This window comes from Stenotrophomonas africana, from assembly GCF_013004645.1.
Classification (GTDB): domain Bacteria; phylum Pseudomonadota; class Gammaproteobacteria; order Xanthomonadales; family Xanthomonadaceae; genus Stenotrophomonas; species Stenotrophomonas africana.
In genome coordinates, this window is the sequence record NZ_JABEME010000016.1 from 25,780 (window position 1) to 38,044 (window position 12,265).

The window sequence follows — 12,265 nt, forward strand, 5'->3', positions numbered from 1 at the left end:
AGGAAAATCCAACATGGCACGTTTCTTCATCGATCGCCCGGTGTTCGCCTGGGTGCTGGCGATCTTCATCATTCTGGCCGGCGTGCTGGCGATCCCGCGGCTGGCGGTGGAGCGCTATCCGGCGGTTGCGCCGCCCAGCGTCAGCATCTACGCCAGCTACCCGGGCGCCAGCCCGCAGACGCTGAATGACGCGGTGGTCGGCCTGATCGAGCGCGAGCTGTCCAGCGTCAAGCACCTGCTGTACTTCGAGTCGTCGGTGGACACCTCCGGCGAAGCCTCGATTACTGCGACCTTCAAGCCGGGTACCAACCCGGAGCTGGCGCAGGTGGACGTGCAGAACCGGATCAAGGCGATCGAGCCGCGCCTGCCGCGCAGCGTGCGCCAGAACGGCCTGTTTGTGGAGGCCGCCGATTCGGGTTTCCTGATGCTGGTCGGCCTGCGTTCGCCGGACGCCAGCGTCAGCGAGGCCGCACTGGGCGACTTCATGGCGCGCAACATCATCGAAGAGCTGCGCCGCATCGATGGCGTCGGCCGCGTGCAGCTGTTCGGTGCCGAGCAGGCGATGCGCGTGTGGCTGGACCCGACCCGGTTGACCGGCTACGGCCTGACCATGGGTGACGTGGCGGCTGCCATCGAGCAGCAGAACCTGGAGATCTCACCAGGGCGCATCGGCGATTCGCCAGGTGTGCCGGGCCAGCGCATCACTGTGCCGTTGAGCGCCGATGGCCAGCTGTCCACGCCGGAACAGTTCGCCGCCATTGTGCTGCGTGCCGGGGCCGACGGTTCGCGGGTGCTGCTGGGCGACGTCGCCCGCGTCGAGCTGGGCGCGCAGAGTTATGCCTGGGGCACCCGTGAGGATGGCCATCCGGCCACCGCCGCCGGCGTGCAGCTGCGCCCGGGCGCGAATGCGGTGCGTACCGCGTCGGCGGTGCGTGAGCGCATGGCCGAACTGGCGCCGCTGCTGCCGCGCGGCGTGGAATCGAGTATTCCGTTCGACACCGCGCCGTTCGTCAAGATCTCGATCCAGAAGGTGGTGCAGACGCTGCTGGAGGCCATGCTGCTGGTGTTCGCTGTGATGTACCTGTTCCTGCAGAACTGGCGCTATACGCTGATTCCAGCGCTGGTCGCACCGATCGCGCTGCTGGGCACCTTCGCGGTGATGCTGGCGCTGGGCTTCTCGATCAACGTGCTGACCATGTTCGGCATGGTGCTGGCGATCGGCATCATCGTCGACGACGCGATCGTGGTGGTCGAGGGCGTGGAACGGATCATGGCCGAGGAGGGTCTGCCGCCGCGGGAGGCGACCATCAAGGCGATGCGCGAGCTGACCGGTGCGGTGATCGGCATCACCCTGGTGCTGACCGCGGTGTTCATCCCGATGGCGTTGGCCAGCGGCTCGGTGGGCGCGATCTACCGCCAGTTCACCGTGGCGATGGCGGTGTCGATCCTGTTCTCGGCGCTGCTGGCCTTGAGCCTTACGCCAGCGCTGTGCGCGACGCTGCTGCGCCCGAACACCCATGGCCATCACGGTCGTGGCGGGCTGTTCGGCGCCTTCAACCGTGGCTTCGAGCGGATGACCGGGCGTTACCAGCGTGGTGTGGCGTCGGTGCTGCAGCGGAGCGGGCGGGTCATGGGCGTGTTCGCCGCGCTGGTGGCGGCGCTGCTGCTGGGCCTGCACTGGCTGCCGGGCGCCTTCCTGCCGGAAGAGGACCAGGGCTACTTCATGACCTCGATCCAGCTGCCGGCCGAAGCCACGGCCGAACGCACACTGGCGGTGGTGGAAGCGTACGAGCGGCATGTGGCCTCGCGCCCGGGCATCGGTTCCAACCAGGCCATCCTCGGCTACAGCTTCTCCGGTTCCGGCCCGAGTGCGGCGCTGACCTACACCATGCTGAAGGACTGGGGCGAGCGCGCAGGTGCTACCGCGGCCGGTGAGGTGGAGGCCGCGCAGAAGGCGATGGCCACGGTTGCCGAAGGCGAGGTGATGAGCGTGATGCCGCCGGCCATCGACAGCCTGGGGCGTTCTTCCGGTTTCTCGCTGGCGCTGCAGGCGCGTACCGGGCAGAGCCAGGCCGAACTGCGCGCGGCCCTGCAGCAGCTGCTGAAGCTGGCCGAGGCCAGCCCGCTGCTGTCCGAGGTGCACGCCGATGGCCTGCCGGCAGGCACCAGCGTGCGGCTGGACATCGACCGCGCCAAGGCCGAGGCAATGGGCGTGGGCTTCGAGCAGATCAGCAGCACGCTGTCAGCGGCGATGGGCTCGCAGTACGTCAACGACTTCCCCAACAAGGGCCGGTTGCAGCAGGTGATCCTGCAGGCAGATGCGCCGTACCGTATGGAGCTGGAGGACGTGCTGAAGCTGTACGTGCGCAACAGCGAAGGCGGCATGGTGGCGCTGTCCGAGCTGGTTACCCCGCACTGGACCGAGGCGCCACTGCAGCTGCAGCGTTATCTCGGCTTCCCGGCGCTGAACCTGTCCGGCGCGCCGGCCACCGGCGTATCGACCGGTCAGGCGATGGCGGAGATGGAGCGGTTGGCCGGGAAGCTGCCATCTGGCTTTGCCCTGCAGTGGACCAGCCAGTCGCTGCAGGAACGCGAATCGGGCGCGCAGGCACCGTGGCTGTTGCTGCTGTCGATGCTGGTGGTGTTCCTGGTGCTGGCGGCGCTGTACGAAAGCTGGTCGATCCCGCTGGCGGTGATGCTGGTGGTGCCGCTGGGTCTGCTCGGTGCGGTTGCTGCGGTGTTGTTGCGGGGCATGCCCAACGACGTGTTCTTCAAGGTCGGCATGATCACCGTGATCGGGCTGTCGGCGAAGAACGCGATCCTCATCGTCGAGTTCGCGCGCCAGCTGCAGCAGCAGGGTCGCGGCCTGGTTGAAGCAGCGCTGGAGGCCGCGCGGCTGCGCCTGCGGCCGATCGTGATGACCTCGCTGGCGTTCGCGCTGGGCGTGGTGCCGCTGATGCTGGCGCAGGGCGCGTCGAAGGAAACCCAGCAGGCAATTGGAACCGGCGTGTTCGGCGGCATGGTCAGTGCGACCGTGCTGGCGGTGTTCTTCGTACCGGTTTTCTATGTAGTGGTGCAGGGCGCGCGGCAGTGGATCGCGCAACGCCTGCGCAGGCGCCGGCCGATGCCGGGAGGAACCGTGGATGGAACGGAACATCGTTGAAGATCTGCACGAGCAACAGTTGATGGTGCTGGAGCAGCGCCTGTGCGCGGCCCTGCTGGAAAATGATCACGATGCGCTGACCGCGCTGGTATCGCCGGCGTTGTTCATGATGGATGGCCACGGCGGCCGCATGCTCGATCTGCCCTGGCTGGGCGATTGGCTGGCCGGTGGTCTGCAGGTACGAAGCCTGCAGCTGCACGCGGTTGAAACGCTGTTGTGTGGCCGCCTGGCACTACTGTCCAGCGATGTGCGGCTGTCAGTGTTGCAGCAGGGCCAGGAACGTGTGGTAAAGCTGCGCCTGTTGCGGGTCTGGGCCTGCAGTTCCGGCGACAGCGGCGCTCAGCTGCTGTCGATGGCGGTACTGGCCGCATGAGTGCGGTCAGGCCACTTTCAGGCCCCGCTCACCGGCAGGTGGTAGGGTCGAGCTTCTCTGTAGTGTCGACAAGGAGTCGAGCCATGCGTGTAGTTCCCAGTCTGTTGGCAGCCTCCCTCGGCTTGGTGCTCGCCGCGTGCCAGCCAGCCCAGCCGCCCGCCGCGGGTGGCAATGATGCCCCGCGTGCCACGCCGCCGCCGAGGGCCGGCACCGAAGGTGGCAGCGAGACCGCCTACCAGTGTGGTGATCTGAGCGTACGCGCGACCTTCAATGGCGAGGATGCAGCCACGGTGGTGATCGGCGAGCGTACCTTCGCCATGACTTCCGAACGCGCGGCATCCGGCGCCAAGTATGGCGATGGCCAGGGCAACAGCTTCTGGACCAAGGGCAGCGATGACGGCCTGTTGAGCCTGAAGGGCGAGGCCGATCGCGAGTGCCACGCGGTCGAACCCACCGAAGGCGATGGCAGTGCCGGAAAGGCCGCGTTCCGTGCCACCGGCAATGAGCCCGGTTGGCTGGCGGTTGTCGACGGCGACGCGCCGGGCCTGCAGGTGGAAGTTGACTATGGCGAGCGTCGCTTCGACGTCGCCACGCCCACCGAAGGTGCCGACGGTTGGAGTGGCAAGGCGTCCGATGGCACCGACGTCAAGCTCAGCTTCCAGCGCACCACGTGCCAGGATGACATGAGTGGTGAAGCCTTCGAGGCCAAGGCGATGCTGACCGTGGGCACGCGCCAGTACCATGGCTGTGGCAACTTCGGTGCGAAGCAGCCGTAAGTTACCTGTAGAGCCGAGCCCACGCTCGGCTGCAGTACCTGTCCAACCCACAGCGGCCGAGCGTGGGCTCGGCTCTACACATCCGCTGCCACCGATGATCCGTCCGCTGCCGGCGGCGAACACGCCGCAAGCAGGGACAGCCAGCCGATCAGCGCGAGGCGCTTAGTCGGCACGGCCCGCGAATTCACCGGTCGCGGTGTTCACCAGCACGCGCTCGCCGTTGACGATGTACTCCGGCACCATGATCTCGATGCCGGTGTTGAGCTTGGCCGGCTTCGGGCGCTTGGTGGCGGTGCCACCCTTCAGTTCCGGCGGCGTTTCGATCACTTCCAGCACCACCGAGGCCGGCAGCTGGATCGCCACCGGCTGCTCGTCGATCACCTGCACGTAGATGCCGGTCAGGCCGTCGGTGATGTAGCCGGCATCGTCGCCGATCACGTCTGCGTCCAGGGTGTAGGGGGTGTAGTCCTCGTCATCGAGGAACACGAACGCGTCGCCGTCCTTGTACGAATAGGTGGACTGGCGGCGCAGCAGTTCGACCTCGACCAGGTTGTCGTCGGCATCGAAGCTGGCGTCGAGCTTGTTGCCGCCCGGCACGCTGTACATGATGAAGCGGAAGCGGACGTTGCCGCCGCGACCCTGCGGCGAGCTGCGCTCGATGTCGCGGATCTGGTACACGCCGTTGTTGTACTCGACGACGTTGCCCTTCTTGATGTCGTTGGCTTTCATGGTGATCTAGGTCGTTGGGGGAGGGCGCCGTCCCGGCGCCCGTGGGGAATCACTTCGGAGCGAGGCGGGTAGCGCCGTCCAGGCGGATGGTCTCGCCGTTGAGGTAGGTGTTGCCGAGGATGAAACCGACCAGGCTGGCGAAGTCTTCCGGCTTGCCCAGGCGCGACGGGAACGGAATCGAGGCGGCCAGCGACTGCTGCACGGCTTCGGGCATGCCGTCGACCATCGGCGTCCAGAACACGCCCGGAGCGATGGTATTGACGCGGATGCCGAAGCGCGACAGTTCGCGTGCCATCGGCAGCGTCATCGACACCACGCCGCCCTTGCTGGCGGCATACGCGGCCTGGCCGATCTGGCCTTCATAGGCGGCGATGCTGGCGGTGTTGATGATCACGCCGCGCTCGCCGTCGGTGCCGGCTTCGTTGTGCTGCATGCGGTTGGCCGCAGCCTTGGCGACGTTGAAGCTGCCGACCAGGTTGACCATCACCGTGCCCTGGAAGCCGGCCAGCGGCATCGGGCCTTCCTTGCCGAGCACGCGGCCGGCGCCGAGGATGCCGGCGCAGTTCATCGCCACGTTCAGGCCGCCAAGGAAATCGTGGGCCTGGTCGATGGCCGCAGCCACGGCCGCCTCATCGCTGACGTTGACGTTGAAATAGCGGGCCTTGTCGGCACCCAGCCCGGCAACGGCGGCTGCGCCCTTGTCGTCGTTGAGGTCGAACAGGGCCACCTTGCCGCCCTGGGCGACGAGGTGCTGGGCCACGGCCAGGCCGAGGCCGGAGACGCCGCCAGTGATCACGGCACGTACGGAAGACAGCTGCATTGAACGGTCCTGCAGGTTCGAGAACCGCCGATTCTAACGGAAGCCGCGACCGCCGCTGTTGTGCACTGCGCCGCCTTTGCGGGGCGGCGCAGTGCGGTGGTCAACCGGCCGCGGCCAGCGCCTGCCCGGTGCGGCTGGCGGTGGCGCGGCCAAGCAGGCCGGCCAGCCAACGGCCGGTCTCGGCCAGTGCCGGCAGGTCCACGCCGCTGTCCAGGCCCAGGCCCTGCAGCAGATAGACCACGTCTTCGCTGGCGACGTTGCCGCTGGCGCCCTTCGCGTACGGGCAGCCACCGGCGCCGGACACGGCGCTGTCGACTACGCGCACGCCTTCTTCCAGGCAGGTGGCGATGTTGGCGATGGCCTGGCCGTAGGTGTCGTGGAAGTGCACGGCCAACGCCGCCATCGGAATCTCGGCGGCCACCGCGTGCAGCATCGCGCGTGCCTTGCGCGGGGTGCCGACGCCGATGGTGTCGCCCAGCGAGATTTCGTAACAGCCCATCTGGTGCAGGGCACGTGCGACGCGCACCACGTCGGCCAGCGGTACCTCGCCCTGGTAAGGACAGCCGAGCACGGTGGAGACGTAGCCGCGCACGCGCACGCCATCGGCGGCGGCACGGCGCAGGATCGGTTCAAAGCGGGCCAGCGACTCGTCGATGCCGGCATTGGTGTTGGTGCGGTTGAACGCCTCGGACGCGGCGGTGAACACTGCTACTTCCTCCACGCCCACCGCACGGGCGCGGTCGTAGCCCTGTTCGTTCGGCACCAGTACCGGGTAATGGATGCCGGGCCGGCGCTGGATGCCGGCGTAGACCTCGGCGGCATCGGCCAGCTGCGGGATCCACTTCGGGCTGACGAAGCTGGTCGCCTCGATGCTGCGCAGGCCGGTAGCCGACAGGCGGTTGATCAGTTCGATCTTGTCGGCGGTGGAGACCGACTGCTTTTCGTTCTGCAGGCCGTCACGCGGGCCGACCTCGACGATGCGGACGTAGTCGCTCATGCGGCCACCCCGGCGGCGGGGAGGTGGCAGACCGCCTCGATGTTGTTGCCGTCCGGATCGAGCACGAAGGCGGCGTAGTAGTGGGGGTGGTACCACGGGCGCAGGCCCGGCGCGCCGTTGTCACGGCCGCCGGCGGCGAGGGCGGCGGCATGGAAGGCGTCCACCTGGTCGCGGCTGGTGCAGGCGAAGGCCACGTGCACGCCGTGGCTGGCGGTGCCGCCATTGCCGAGCCAGAAGAATGGCTTGCCATCGCTGCCGAAGCCGATGTGGTCGTGGGCGCCGGTCTGTTCGGCGGTCACTTCCATCACCACGCCGATCTGCAGCGGCGCCAGCGCCTGCAGGAAGAAGGTCTTGCTGCGCGCCAGGTCGGCGCTGGTCAAACCAAGATGATCGAGCATGTTCAGGCTTCCGTGACCCAATGGGGGGCGCGCTTGTCAAGGAAGGCGCCCAGGCCTTCCTGGCCCTCGGCGGACACCCGCAGGCGCGCGATCAGGGCGGCATTATCGCGATCCAGCGTGTCGCGGTCATGGCTGTCGCGGACCTGCCGCACCAGTTGCTTGGCGCTGGACGAGGCGATCGGGCCGGCCTTGTCGAGCAGGGCCAGCTGGCGTTGCAGTGCCTCGTCCAGGCGTTCGGGCTCGACCAGCTGGTGGACCAGGCCGATGCGCAGCGCGGTGTCGGCGTCGAAATGCTCGCCGGTGGCGAACCAGCGGCGGGCCTGGCGCGGGCCGATGGCCTCGATCACATAGGGCGAGATCACCGCCGGCAGCAGGCCGAGGCGGCTTTCGGTCAGGCCGAAGCGGGCCGAGGTGCTGGCGATGGCGATGTCGCAGCAGGCGACCAGGCCGACGCCGCCGCCGAAGGCCGCGCCATGGACCCGGGCCAGGGTCGGCTTGGGCAGCTCGTCCAGGGTGCGCATCAGCCGCGCCAGCGCCAGTGAGTCCTCGCGGTTGTCGGCCTCGCTGGCCGCAGCCATGCCGCGCATCCACTGCATGTCGGCGCCGGCCGAGAAGGAGGCGCCGTGGCCGGCCACTACCACCGCGCGCACCGAATCATCGTGGCCGGCGGCCTCCAGTGCGGCGGTCAGCCGGGCGATCAGCCCGGCGTCAAAGGCGTTGTGCAGCTCCGGCCGGTTCAGCCAGAGGGTGAGGACGGCGCCGCTGCGCTCGATCTGCAAAGCATCGTTCATGGGATTCCAGGGTCACTCCATACCTGTATGGATCATAGCGGGCCATTGGTCATGGGCCATGACGCGACGCGGGAATGTTAGAATCGAGAACCATTTACATCCAGCAGAGAACACGCTAGATGACGCTGTCCGAACTGCCGCTGCACACCTCGGCCGTGGTCGAGTCCGTGCAGGACCTGCATGCCAACGATGCCATTGCCCGTCGCCTGCGCGAGCTGGGTTTCGTGAATGGCGAGGAAGTACGCCTGGTGGCCAAGGGTCCGGTGGGGGGCGAGCCGCTGCTTGTGCAGGTCGGGTTCACCCGGTTCGCGCTGCGGATCAGTGAAGCCATGCGGGTCGTGGTCGACGCCGCCAGCCAGGAACGACGCGCATGACTGCTACTGCCACTACCGCCCCGCTGCGCGTTGCGCTGGTCGGTAACCCCAACAGCGGCAAGACCGCACTGTTCAACCAGCTGACCGGCAGCCGGCAGAAGGTTGCCAACTACACCGGCGTCACCGTCGAGCGCAAGGAAGGCCGCCTGCGTGCGCCGTCCGGCCGTGAATTCGCGGTGCTCGACCTGCCGGGCGCCTACAGCCTGCATCCGGCCAGCCTGGACGAGGCGATCACCCGTGACCTGTGCCGGGGCTTCTACCCGGGCGAAGCCGCGCCGGATGTGCTGCTGTGCGTGATCGACGCCACCAACCTGCGCCTGCACCTGCGTTTCGCGCTGGAACTGCGCGAGCTGGGCAAGCCGATGGTGGTGGCGCTGAACATGGTTGATGCGGCCCAGCGCCGTGGCATCCAGGTGGATGTGGCCGCGCTGGAGCGCGAGCTGGGCGTCCCGATAGTGGAAACCGTGGCGGTGCGCAAGCAGGGCGCCAAGGCCCTGGTCGAACGCCTCGATGCGATGGTGCCGCACCTGGATGCGCCGGTGCCGGGCCCGGAAGGTGGCATCGACTACCACGCCAAGGTGCGCGAGATCCTGTCGGTGGCCGTGCGCATGCCGGCGCGGACCGCGAAGATCGACGACGCGCTGGACCGCTGGCTGCTGCATCCGGTGTTCGGCCTGGTCAGCCTGGCAGTGGTGATGTTCCTGATCTTCCAGGCGGTGTACGCCTGGGCGACGCCGTTGATGGATGGCATCGAGGCCGGCTTTGCCTGGCTGGGCACTTTCGTTGGCAGCGTGCTGCCGGAAGGCCCGCTGGCCAGCCTGCTCACCGACGGCATCATCGCCGGTGTGGGTGGCGTGGTGGTGTTCCTGCCGCAGATCCTGATCCTGTTCTTCTTCATCCTGGTACTGGAGGAGTCCGGCTACCTGCCGCGTGCAGCGTTCCTGCTCGACCGCATGATGGCGGCCGCCGGCCTGTCCGGCCGCTCGTTCATCCCGCTGCTGTCCAGCTTCGCCTGCGCGGTGCCGGGTATCATGTCCACGCGCAGCATCCAGGACCCGCGTGACCGCCTGGCCACGATCCTGGTGGCGCCGCTGATGACCTGCTCGGCGCGCCTGCCGGTGTACGCGCTGCTGATCGGTGCGTTCATTCCGCAGAAGACGGTGTGGGGCGTGTTCAACCAGCAGGGCCTGGTGCTGTTCGGCCTGTATGCGGCGGGCATTCTCAGCGCGCTGGCGATGTCGTGGATCATGAAGAAGTGGCGTCGCGACAAGAGCGAGCATCCGCTGATGCTGGAGCTGCCGTCGTACCGGTTGCCGCACGTGCGCGACCTGGCGGTGGGGCTGTACGAGCGCGGCATGATCTTCCTCAAGCGCGTCGGTGGCATCATCCTGGCGCTGACCATCCTGTTGTGGGTGCTGCTGTCGTTCCCGGCGGCACCGGCCGACGCCACGATGCCAGCCATTGATTACAGTTACGCCGGCCAGATCGGCCATGCGATGGCGGTGTTCTTCGCGCCGCTGGGCTTCAACTGGCAGATCTGCATCGCGTTGATCCCGGGCCTGGCCGCGCGCGAGGTGGCGGTGTCTTCGCTGGCCACCGTGTATGCACTGTCGGCCGCCGATGACGATGCGGCCAGCCAGGCGCTGACCCCGTTGATCAGCGATGGCTGGTCGCTGGCGACCGCTCTTTCGCTGCTGGTCTGGTACATCTACGCCCCGATGTGCATCTCGACGCTGGCCACCATCAAGCGCGAGACCAACTCGTGGAAGCAGATGGGCTTTGCTGCGTTCTACCTGTTTGCCGCAGCCTACGTGGCGGCGCTGATCACCTACCAGGTGACCAAGGCGCTGGGAGGCGGCTGATGGATACCGGCCTGCTGATCCAGTACCTGATCATCGCGGTGGCCGTGCTGGTCAGTGTCTGGGTGGTGCTGAAGAAGCAGTTTCCCGGCACCGTGCGCAAGCTGCGTGGGGTATTGGCGCTGGCGCTGCTCAAGCCGGGCCGCGCTGCCTGGCTGCAGGCGCTGGGGCGGAAGGTCGCGCCGCCGGCGAGCGGGAGTGGTGGTGCCTGTGGCAGTTGCGACAGCTGCGGGCCGACTCCGCCGAAGCAGCACTGACGCTGCTTTCCTGCTCTGGTGGGTGCGAACCTTCTGCCGGTGGGTGGGCCCTCCCCCTGTGGGTGCGAACCTTGGTTCGCACGCTCTCCGGATTCAAACCTCCCTCCGGATGATCGCCCGGAAGCGTCCATCCTGATTCAATCGCCGCACCGATTCCCGGTTTCCATGGATTGCCGCGAAGCCCGCCACGTCGGCAAGGGCATTGAGCAGCAGGCGCTTCATCGCGTTGCGATCACCAGCTTCAAGCAGGTCATGAAGGTCCTGTTGGGTGAAGACCCGGCGCAGCCCTGGCGTCTCTTCGATCCGCCAGTCCACATGGGGGGTGGGAATGCTGGTGCGGTACCTGAAGGCCTTCTCGAGGTCGCACGGTTCAAGCGGGTGCTCAAGCAGCTCCGCAAAGTAGAGCCCGGCATTTACATAGAAGCCCCTGCCGTGACTGGCGGCCTGGTGATTTACGACAAGCGAAGCGCCGTCCAGCAACCGGTAGCGTGTGGTCGTTGTTCCGGCAAAGCCTGTTTTCCTTGCACATCTGCTGAAGACTGTCGCGGATTTCATGCATTCTGCCTGGGCCGGAAGAAGGGTCCACAGCCTTGAGGCGCAGTGATTTCAGGTCAATTGGCAAATGCGACACGCGCAACGAGCGCCCCAGGTGGGTGCGAACCTTGGTTCGCACGCCTTGCCCGTGGCCTGGATCTAGCCGGCCCGCGCTCCCAGCTCCGCTGCCAGCGCCAGCCACTTGCTGCGCTGCGCCGGGGTGCTGCTGCGCACCGCGCCCACGCGGCTGACCCGCACCGGGCGGATGCCGCAGAACTCCAGGATGGTGGCGCGGATCTGGGTGATGCCCGGGTCGCGGTGGATCCAGCGGTAGTACCAGGGCGGCGTGTCCAGCGTGGTGATCACCCGCGCGCTGCGCCCGGCCAGCAGGCGGTCCCACCACACCGAATCGCGCCGGTAGCGGAAGGCGTATCCCGGCAACAGCACGCGATCGAAGAAGCCCTTCAGCAGCGCCGGCATCGCGCCCCACCAGGTGGGATAGACCAGGACCAGGTGATCGCAGGCTTGAATCGCCTCGGCGGCGTCCTGCAGATCGGCCTCCAGCGGCTGGATCTGGCGGTAGCCGTGGCGCAGAACCGGGTCGAATTCAAGGTCGCCCAGTGCGATCAGGCGCACCCGGTGGCCGGCGTTCTCGGCGGCCGTGGCATAGCGCTGGGCGAGGGCGCCGCACAGGCTGTCACGGTCAGGATGGCCGAGCAGGATCAGGATGGAACGGGACACGCGCAACCTCGGGCAATGGAAAGTGCGCGAGACTGCGGTCTGCCCCTGGGGCAGAGTCAAACCCCGGTGGTACAGCCGCCGGGTTCCAGTACGCAGTCGCCGCTGCCGGAGTGCAGCCACCGCTGAAGTTCGTCGCTGACCTGCTGCAGATCGCGCTCGACCTGTGCAAGCCGTGCCCGTTCGTTGGCAACGCGGCCGCGCTGCTGCTCCAGCAAGGCCAGCACCGCTGGCCAGTCGAGCCGCCCGTCGCGGCCCTGCAGGCGTGAGATCGACGCAAGCGTGATACCCAGCCCCAGCGCCTGGCGGATCAGCTGCACCCAGGCCACGTCCTGTTCGCTGTAGTCGCGATATCGGTTCAGGCGCGGCACCGGCGGCAGCAGGCCGCGTGCTTCGTACAGGCGGATGGCCTTGGCACTGGCGCCGGTCAGGCGGCTGACTTCGGAGATGCGCATC

General features: G+C 67.6%; 14 protein-coding genes. 6 read left to right on the plus strand and 8 right to left on the minus strand.

Annotated elements, in window-relative coordinates:
• Positions 1–13: 13 nt before the first annotated feature.
• The 3 genes from HLA98_RS19200 (at position 14) to HLA98_RS19210 (ending at position 4,312) form a co-directional block, all read left to right on the plus strand.
• Positions 14–3,163: a multidrug efflux RND transporter permease subunit gene (locus tag HLA98_RS19200; protein WP_049447138.1), complete on the plus strand. Its 3,150-nt coding sequence runs from the start codon at positions 14–16 to the stop codon at positions 3,161–3,163.
• The gene (locus HLA98_RS19205; protein WP_057501499.1) at positions 3,144–3,536 is read left to right on the plus strand and encodes a nuclear transport factor 2 family protein; all 393 of its coding nucleotides are present in this window, start codon (positions 3,144–3,146) and stop codon (positions 3,534–3,536) included. Before HLA98_RS19200 ends, HLA98_RS19205 begins: the two co-directional genes overlap by 20 nt.
• Before the next feature lie 83 nt (positions 3,537–3,619).
• Positions 3,620–4,312 carry a COG3650 family protein gene (locus HLA98_RS19210; RefSeq protein ID WP_057501498.1) on the plus strand — a complete coding sequence of 231 codons (693 nt, stop codon included), beginning with the start codon at positions 3,620–3,622 and terminating at the stop codon, positions 4,310–4,312.
• A 162-nt stretch (positions 4,313–4,474) separates the two neighbouring features.
• On the opposite strand, the gene yeiP is transcribed toward HLA98_RS19210, so the two are convergent.
• The 5 genes from yeiP to HLA98_RS19235 all read right to left on the minus strand — a co-directional run bounded on the left by yeiP (position 4,475) and on the right by HLA98_RS19235 (position 8,047).
• The gene (yeiP, locus tag HLA98_RS19215; RefSeq protein WP_005409468.1) at positions 4,475–5,041 is read right to left on the minus strand and encodes an elongation factor P-like protein YeiP; all 567 of its coding nucleotides are present in this window, start codon (positions 5,039–5,041) and stop codon (positions 4,475–4,477) included.
• A 49-nt stretch (positions 5,042–5,090) separates the two neighbouring features.
• Positions 5,091–5,861 (minus strand): SDR family oxidoreductase, encoded by a 771-nt coding sequence (locus HLA98_RS19220; RefSeq protein WP_043399005.1) that lies wholly within the window; start codon positions 5,859–5,861, stop codon positions 5,091–5,093.
• A 100-nt stretch (positions 5,862–5,961) separates the two neighbouring features.
• Positions 5,962–6,858, minus strand: coding sequence for a hydroxymethylglutaryl-CoA lyase (locus HLA98_RS19225; protein ID WP_057501497.1), 897 nt, complete (start codon positions 6,856–6,858; stop codon positions 5,962–5,964).
• Entirely contained in the window at positions 6,855–7,256 is a 402-nt protein-coding gene (locus tag HLA98_RS19230) for a VOC family protein (protein ID WP_057501496.1), read from the minus strand. The genes HLA98_RS19225 and HLA98_RS19230 overlap by 4 nt, the downstream gene beginning before the upstream one ends.
• Before the next feature lie 2 nt (positions 7,257–7,258).
• Complete coding sequence (locus HLA98_RS19235) at positions 7,259–8,047, minus strand: enoyl-CoA hydratase/isomerase family protein (protein WP_049447128.1); 789 nt, start codon at positions 8,045–8,047, stop codon at positions 7,259–7,261.
• Between the two features lie 119 nt (positions 8,048–8,166).
• Between HLA98_RS19235 and HLA98_RS19240 the strand changes: the two genes are divergently transcribed.
• Genes HLA98_RS19240 through HLA98_RS19250 form a run of 3 tightly spaced genes read left to right on the plus strand, consistent with a single transcriptional unit; the run spans position 8,167 to position 10,537 of the window.
• On the plus strand, positions 8,167–8,421 hold the full coding sequence (locus HLA98_RS19240) for a FeoA family protein (protein WP_057501495.1): 255 nt from the start codon (positions 8,167–8,169) through the stop codon (positions 8,419–8,421).
• Positions 8,418–10,283, plus strand: a complete 1,866-nt coding sequence (feoB, locus tag HLA98_RS19245) for a ferrous iron transporter B (protein WP_057501494.1) — start codon at positions 8,418–8,420, stop codon at positions 10,281–10,283. The genes HLA98_RS19240 and feoB overlap by 4 nt, the downstream gene beginning before the upstream one ends.
• Complete coding sequence (locus tag HLA98_RS19250) at positions 10,283–10,537, plus strand: DUF6587 family protein (protein WP_057501493.1); 255 nt, start codon at positions 10,283–10,285, stop codon at positions 10,535–10,537. The genes feoB and HLA98_RS19250 overlap by 1 nt, the downstream gene beginning before the upstream one ends.
• Positions 10,538–10,630: 93 nt before the next feature.
• Here the strand turns inward: HLA98_RS19250 and HLA98_RS19255 are convergent, their stop codons facing one another.
• The 3 genes from HLA98_RS19255 to HLA98_RS19265 all read right to left on the minus strand — a co-directional run bounded on the left by HLA98_RS19255 (position 10,631) and on the right by HLA98_RS19265 (position 12,264).
• Positions 10,631–11,092 carry a DUF4304 domain-containing protein gene (locus HLA98_RS19255; protein ID WP_057501492.1) on the minus strand — a complete coding sequence of 154 codons (462 nt, stop codon included), beginning with the start codon at positions 11,090–11,092 and terminating at the stop codon, positions 10,631–10,633.
• Between the two features lie 138 nt (positions 11,093–11,230).
• On the minus strand, positions 11,231–11,812 hold the full coding sequence (locus HLA98_RS19260) for an NAD(P)H-dependent oxidoreductase (protein WP_057501509.1): 582 nt from the start codon (positions 11,810–11,812) through the stop codon (positions 11,231–11,233).
• Between the two features lie 56 nt (positions 11,813–11,868).
• The gene (locus HLA98_RS19265; RefSeq protein WP_057501491.1) at positions 11,869–12,264 is read right to left on the minus strand and encodes a MerR family transcriptional regulator; all 396 of its coding nucleotides are present in this window, start codon (positions 12,262–12,264) and stop codon (positions 11,869–11,871) included.
• Between the last annotated feature and the right edge of the window lies 1 nt (position 12,265).

Coding starts and splice junctions, on each gene's coding strand:
- HLA98_RS19200 (WP_049447138.1), top strand. CDS start 14: ATGGCACGTTTCTTCATCGATCGCCCGGTGTTCGCCTGGGTGCTGGCG.
- HLA98_RS19205 (WP_057501499.1), top strand. CDS start 3,144: ATGGAACGGAACATCGTTGAAGATCTGCACGAGCAACAGTTGATGGTG.
- HLA98_RS19210 (WP_057501498.1), top strand. CDS start 3,620: ATGCGTGTAGTTCCCAGTCTGTTGGCAGCCTCCCTCGGCTTGGTGCTC.
- yeiP (WP_005409468.1), bottom strand. CDS start 5,041: ATGAAAGCCAACGACATCAAGAAGGGCAACGTCGTCGAGTACAACAAC.
- HLA98_RS19220 (WP_043399005.1), bottom strand. CDS start 5,861: ATGCAGCTGTCTTCCGTACGTGCCGTGATCACTGGCGGCGTCTCCGGC.
- HLA98_RS19225 (WP_057501497.1), bottom strand. CDS start 6,858: ATGAGCGACTACGTCCGCATCGTCGAGGTCGGCCCGCGTGACGGCCTG.
- HLA98_RS19230 (WP_057501496.1), bottom strand. CDS start 7,256: ATGCTCGATCATCTTGGTTTGACCAGCGCCGACCTGGCGCGCAGCAAG.
- HLA98_RS19235 (WP_049447128.1), bottom strand. CDS start 8,047: ATGAACGATGCTTTGCAGATCGAGCGCAGCGGCGCCGTCCTCACCCTC.
- HLA98_RS19240 (WP_057501495.1), top strand. CDS start 8,167: ATGACGCTGTCCGAACTGCCGCTGCACACCTCGGCCGTGGTCGAGTCC.
- feoB (WP_057501494.1), top strand. CDS start 8,418: ATGACTGCTACTGCCACTACCGCCCCGCTGCGCGTTGCGCTGGTCGGT.
- HLA98_RS19250 (WP_057501493.1), top strand. CDS start 10,283: ATGGATACCGGCCTGCTGATCCAGTACCTGATCATCGCGGTGGCCGTG.
- HLA98_RS19255 (WP_057501492.1), bottom strand. CDS start 11,092: ATGAAATCCGCGACAGTCTTCAGCAGATGTGCAAGGAAAACAGGCTTT.
- HLA98_RS19265 (WP_057501491.1), bottom strand. CDS start 12,264: ATGCGCATCTCCGAAGTCAGCCGCCTGACCGGCGCCAGTGCCAAGGCC.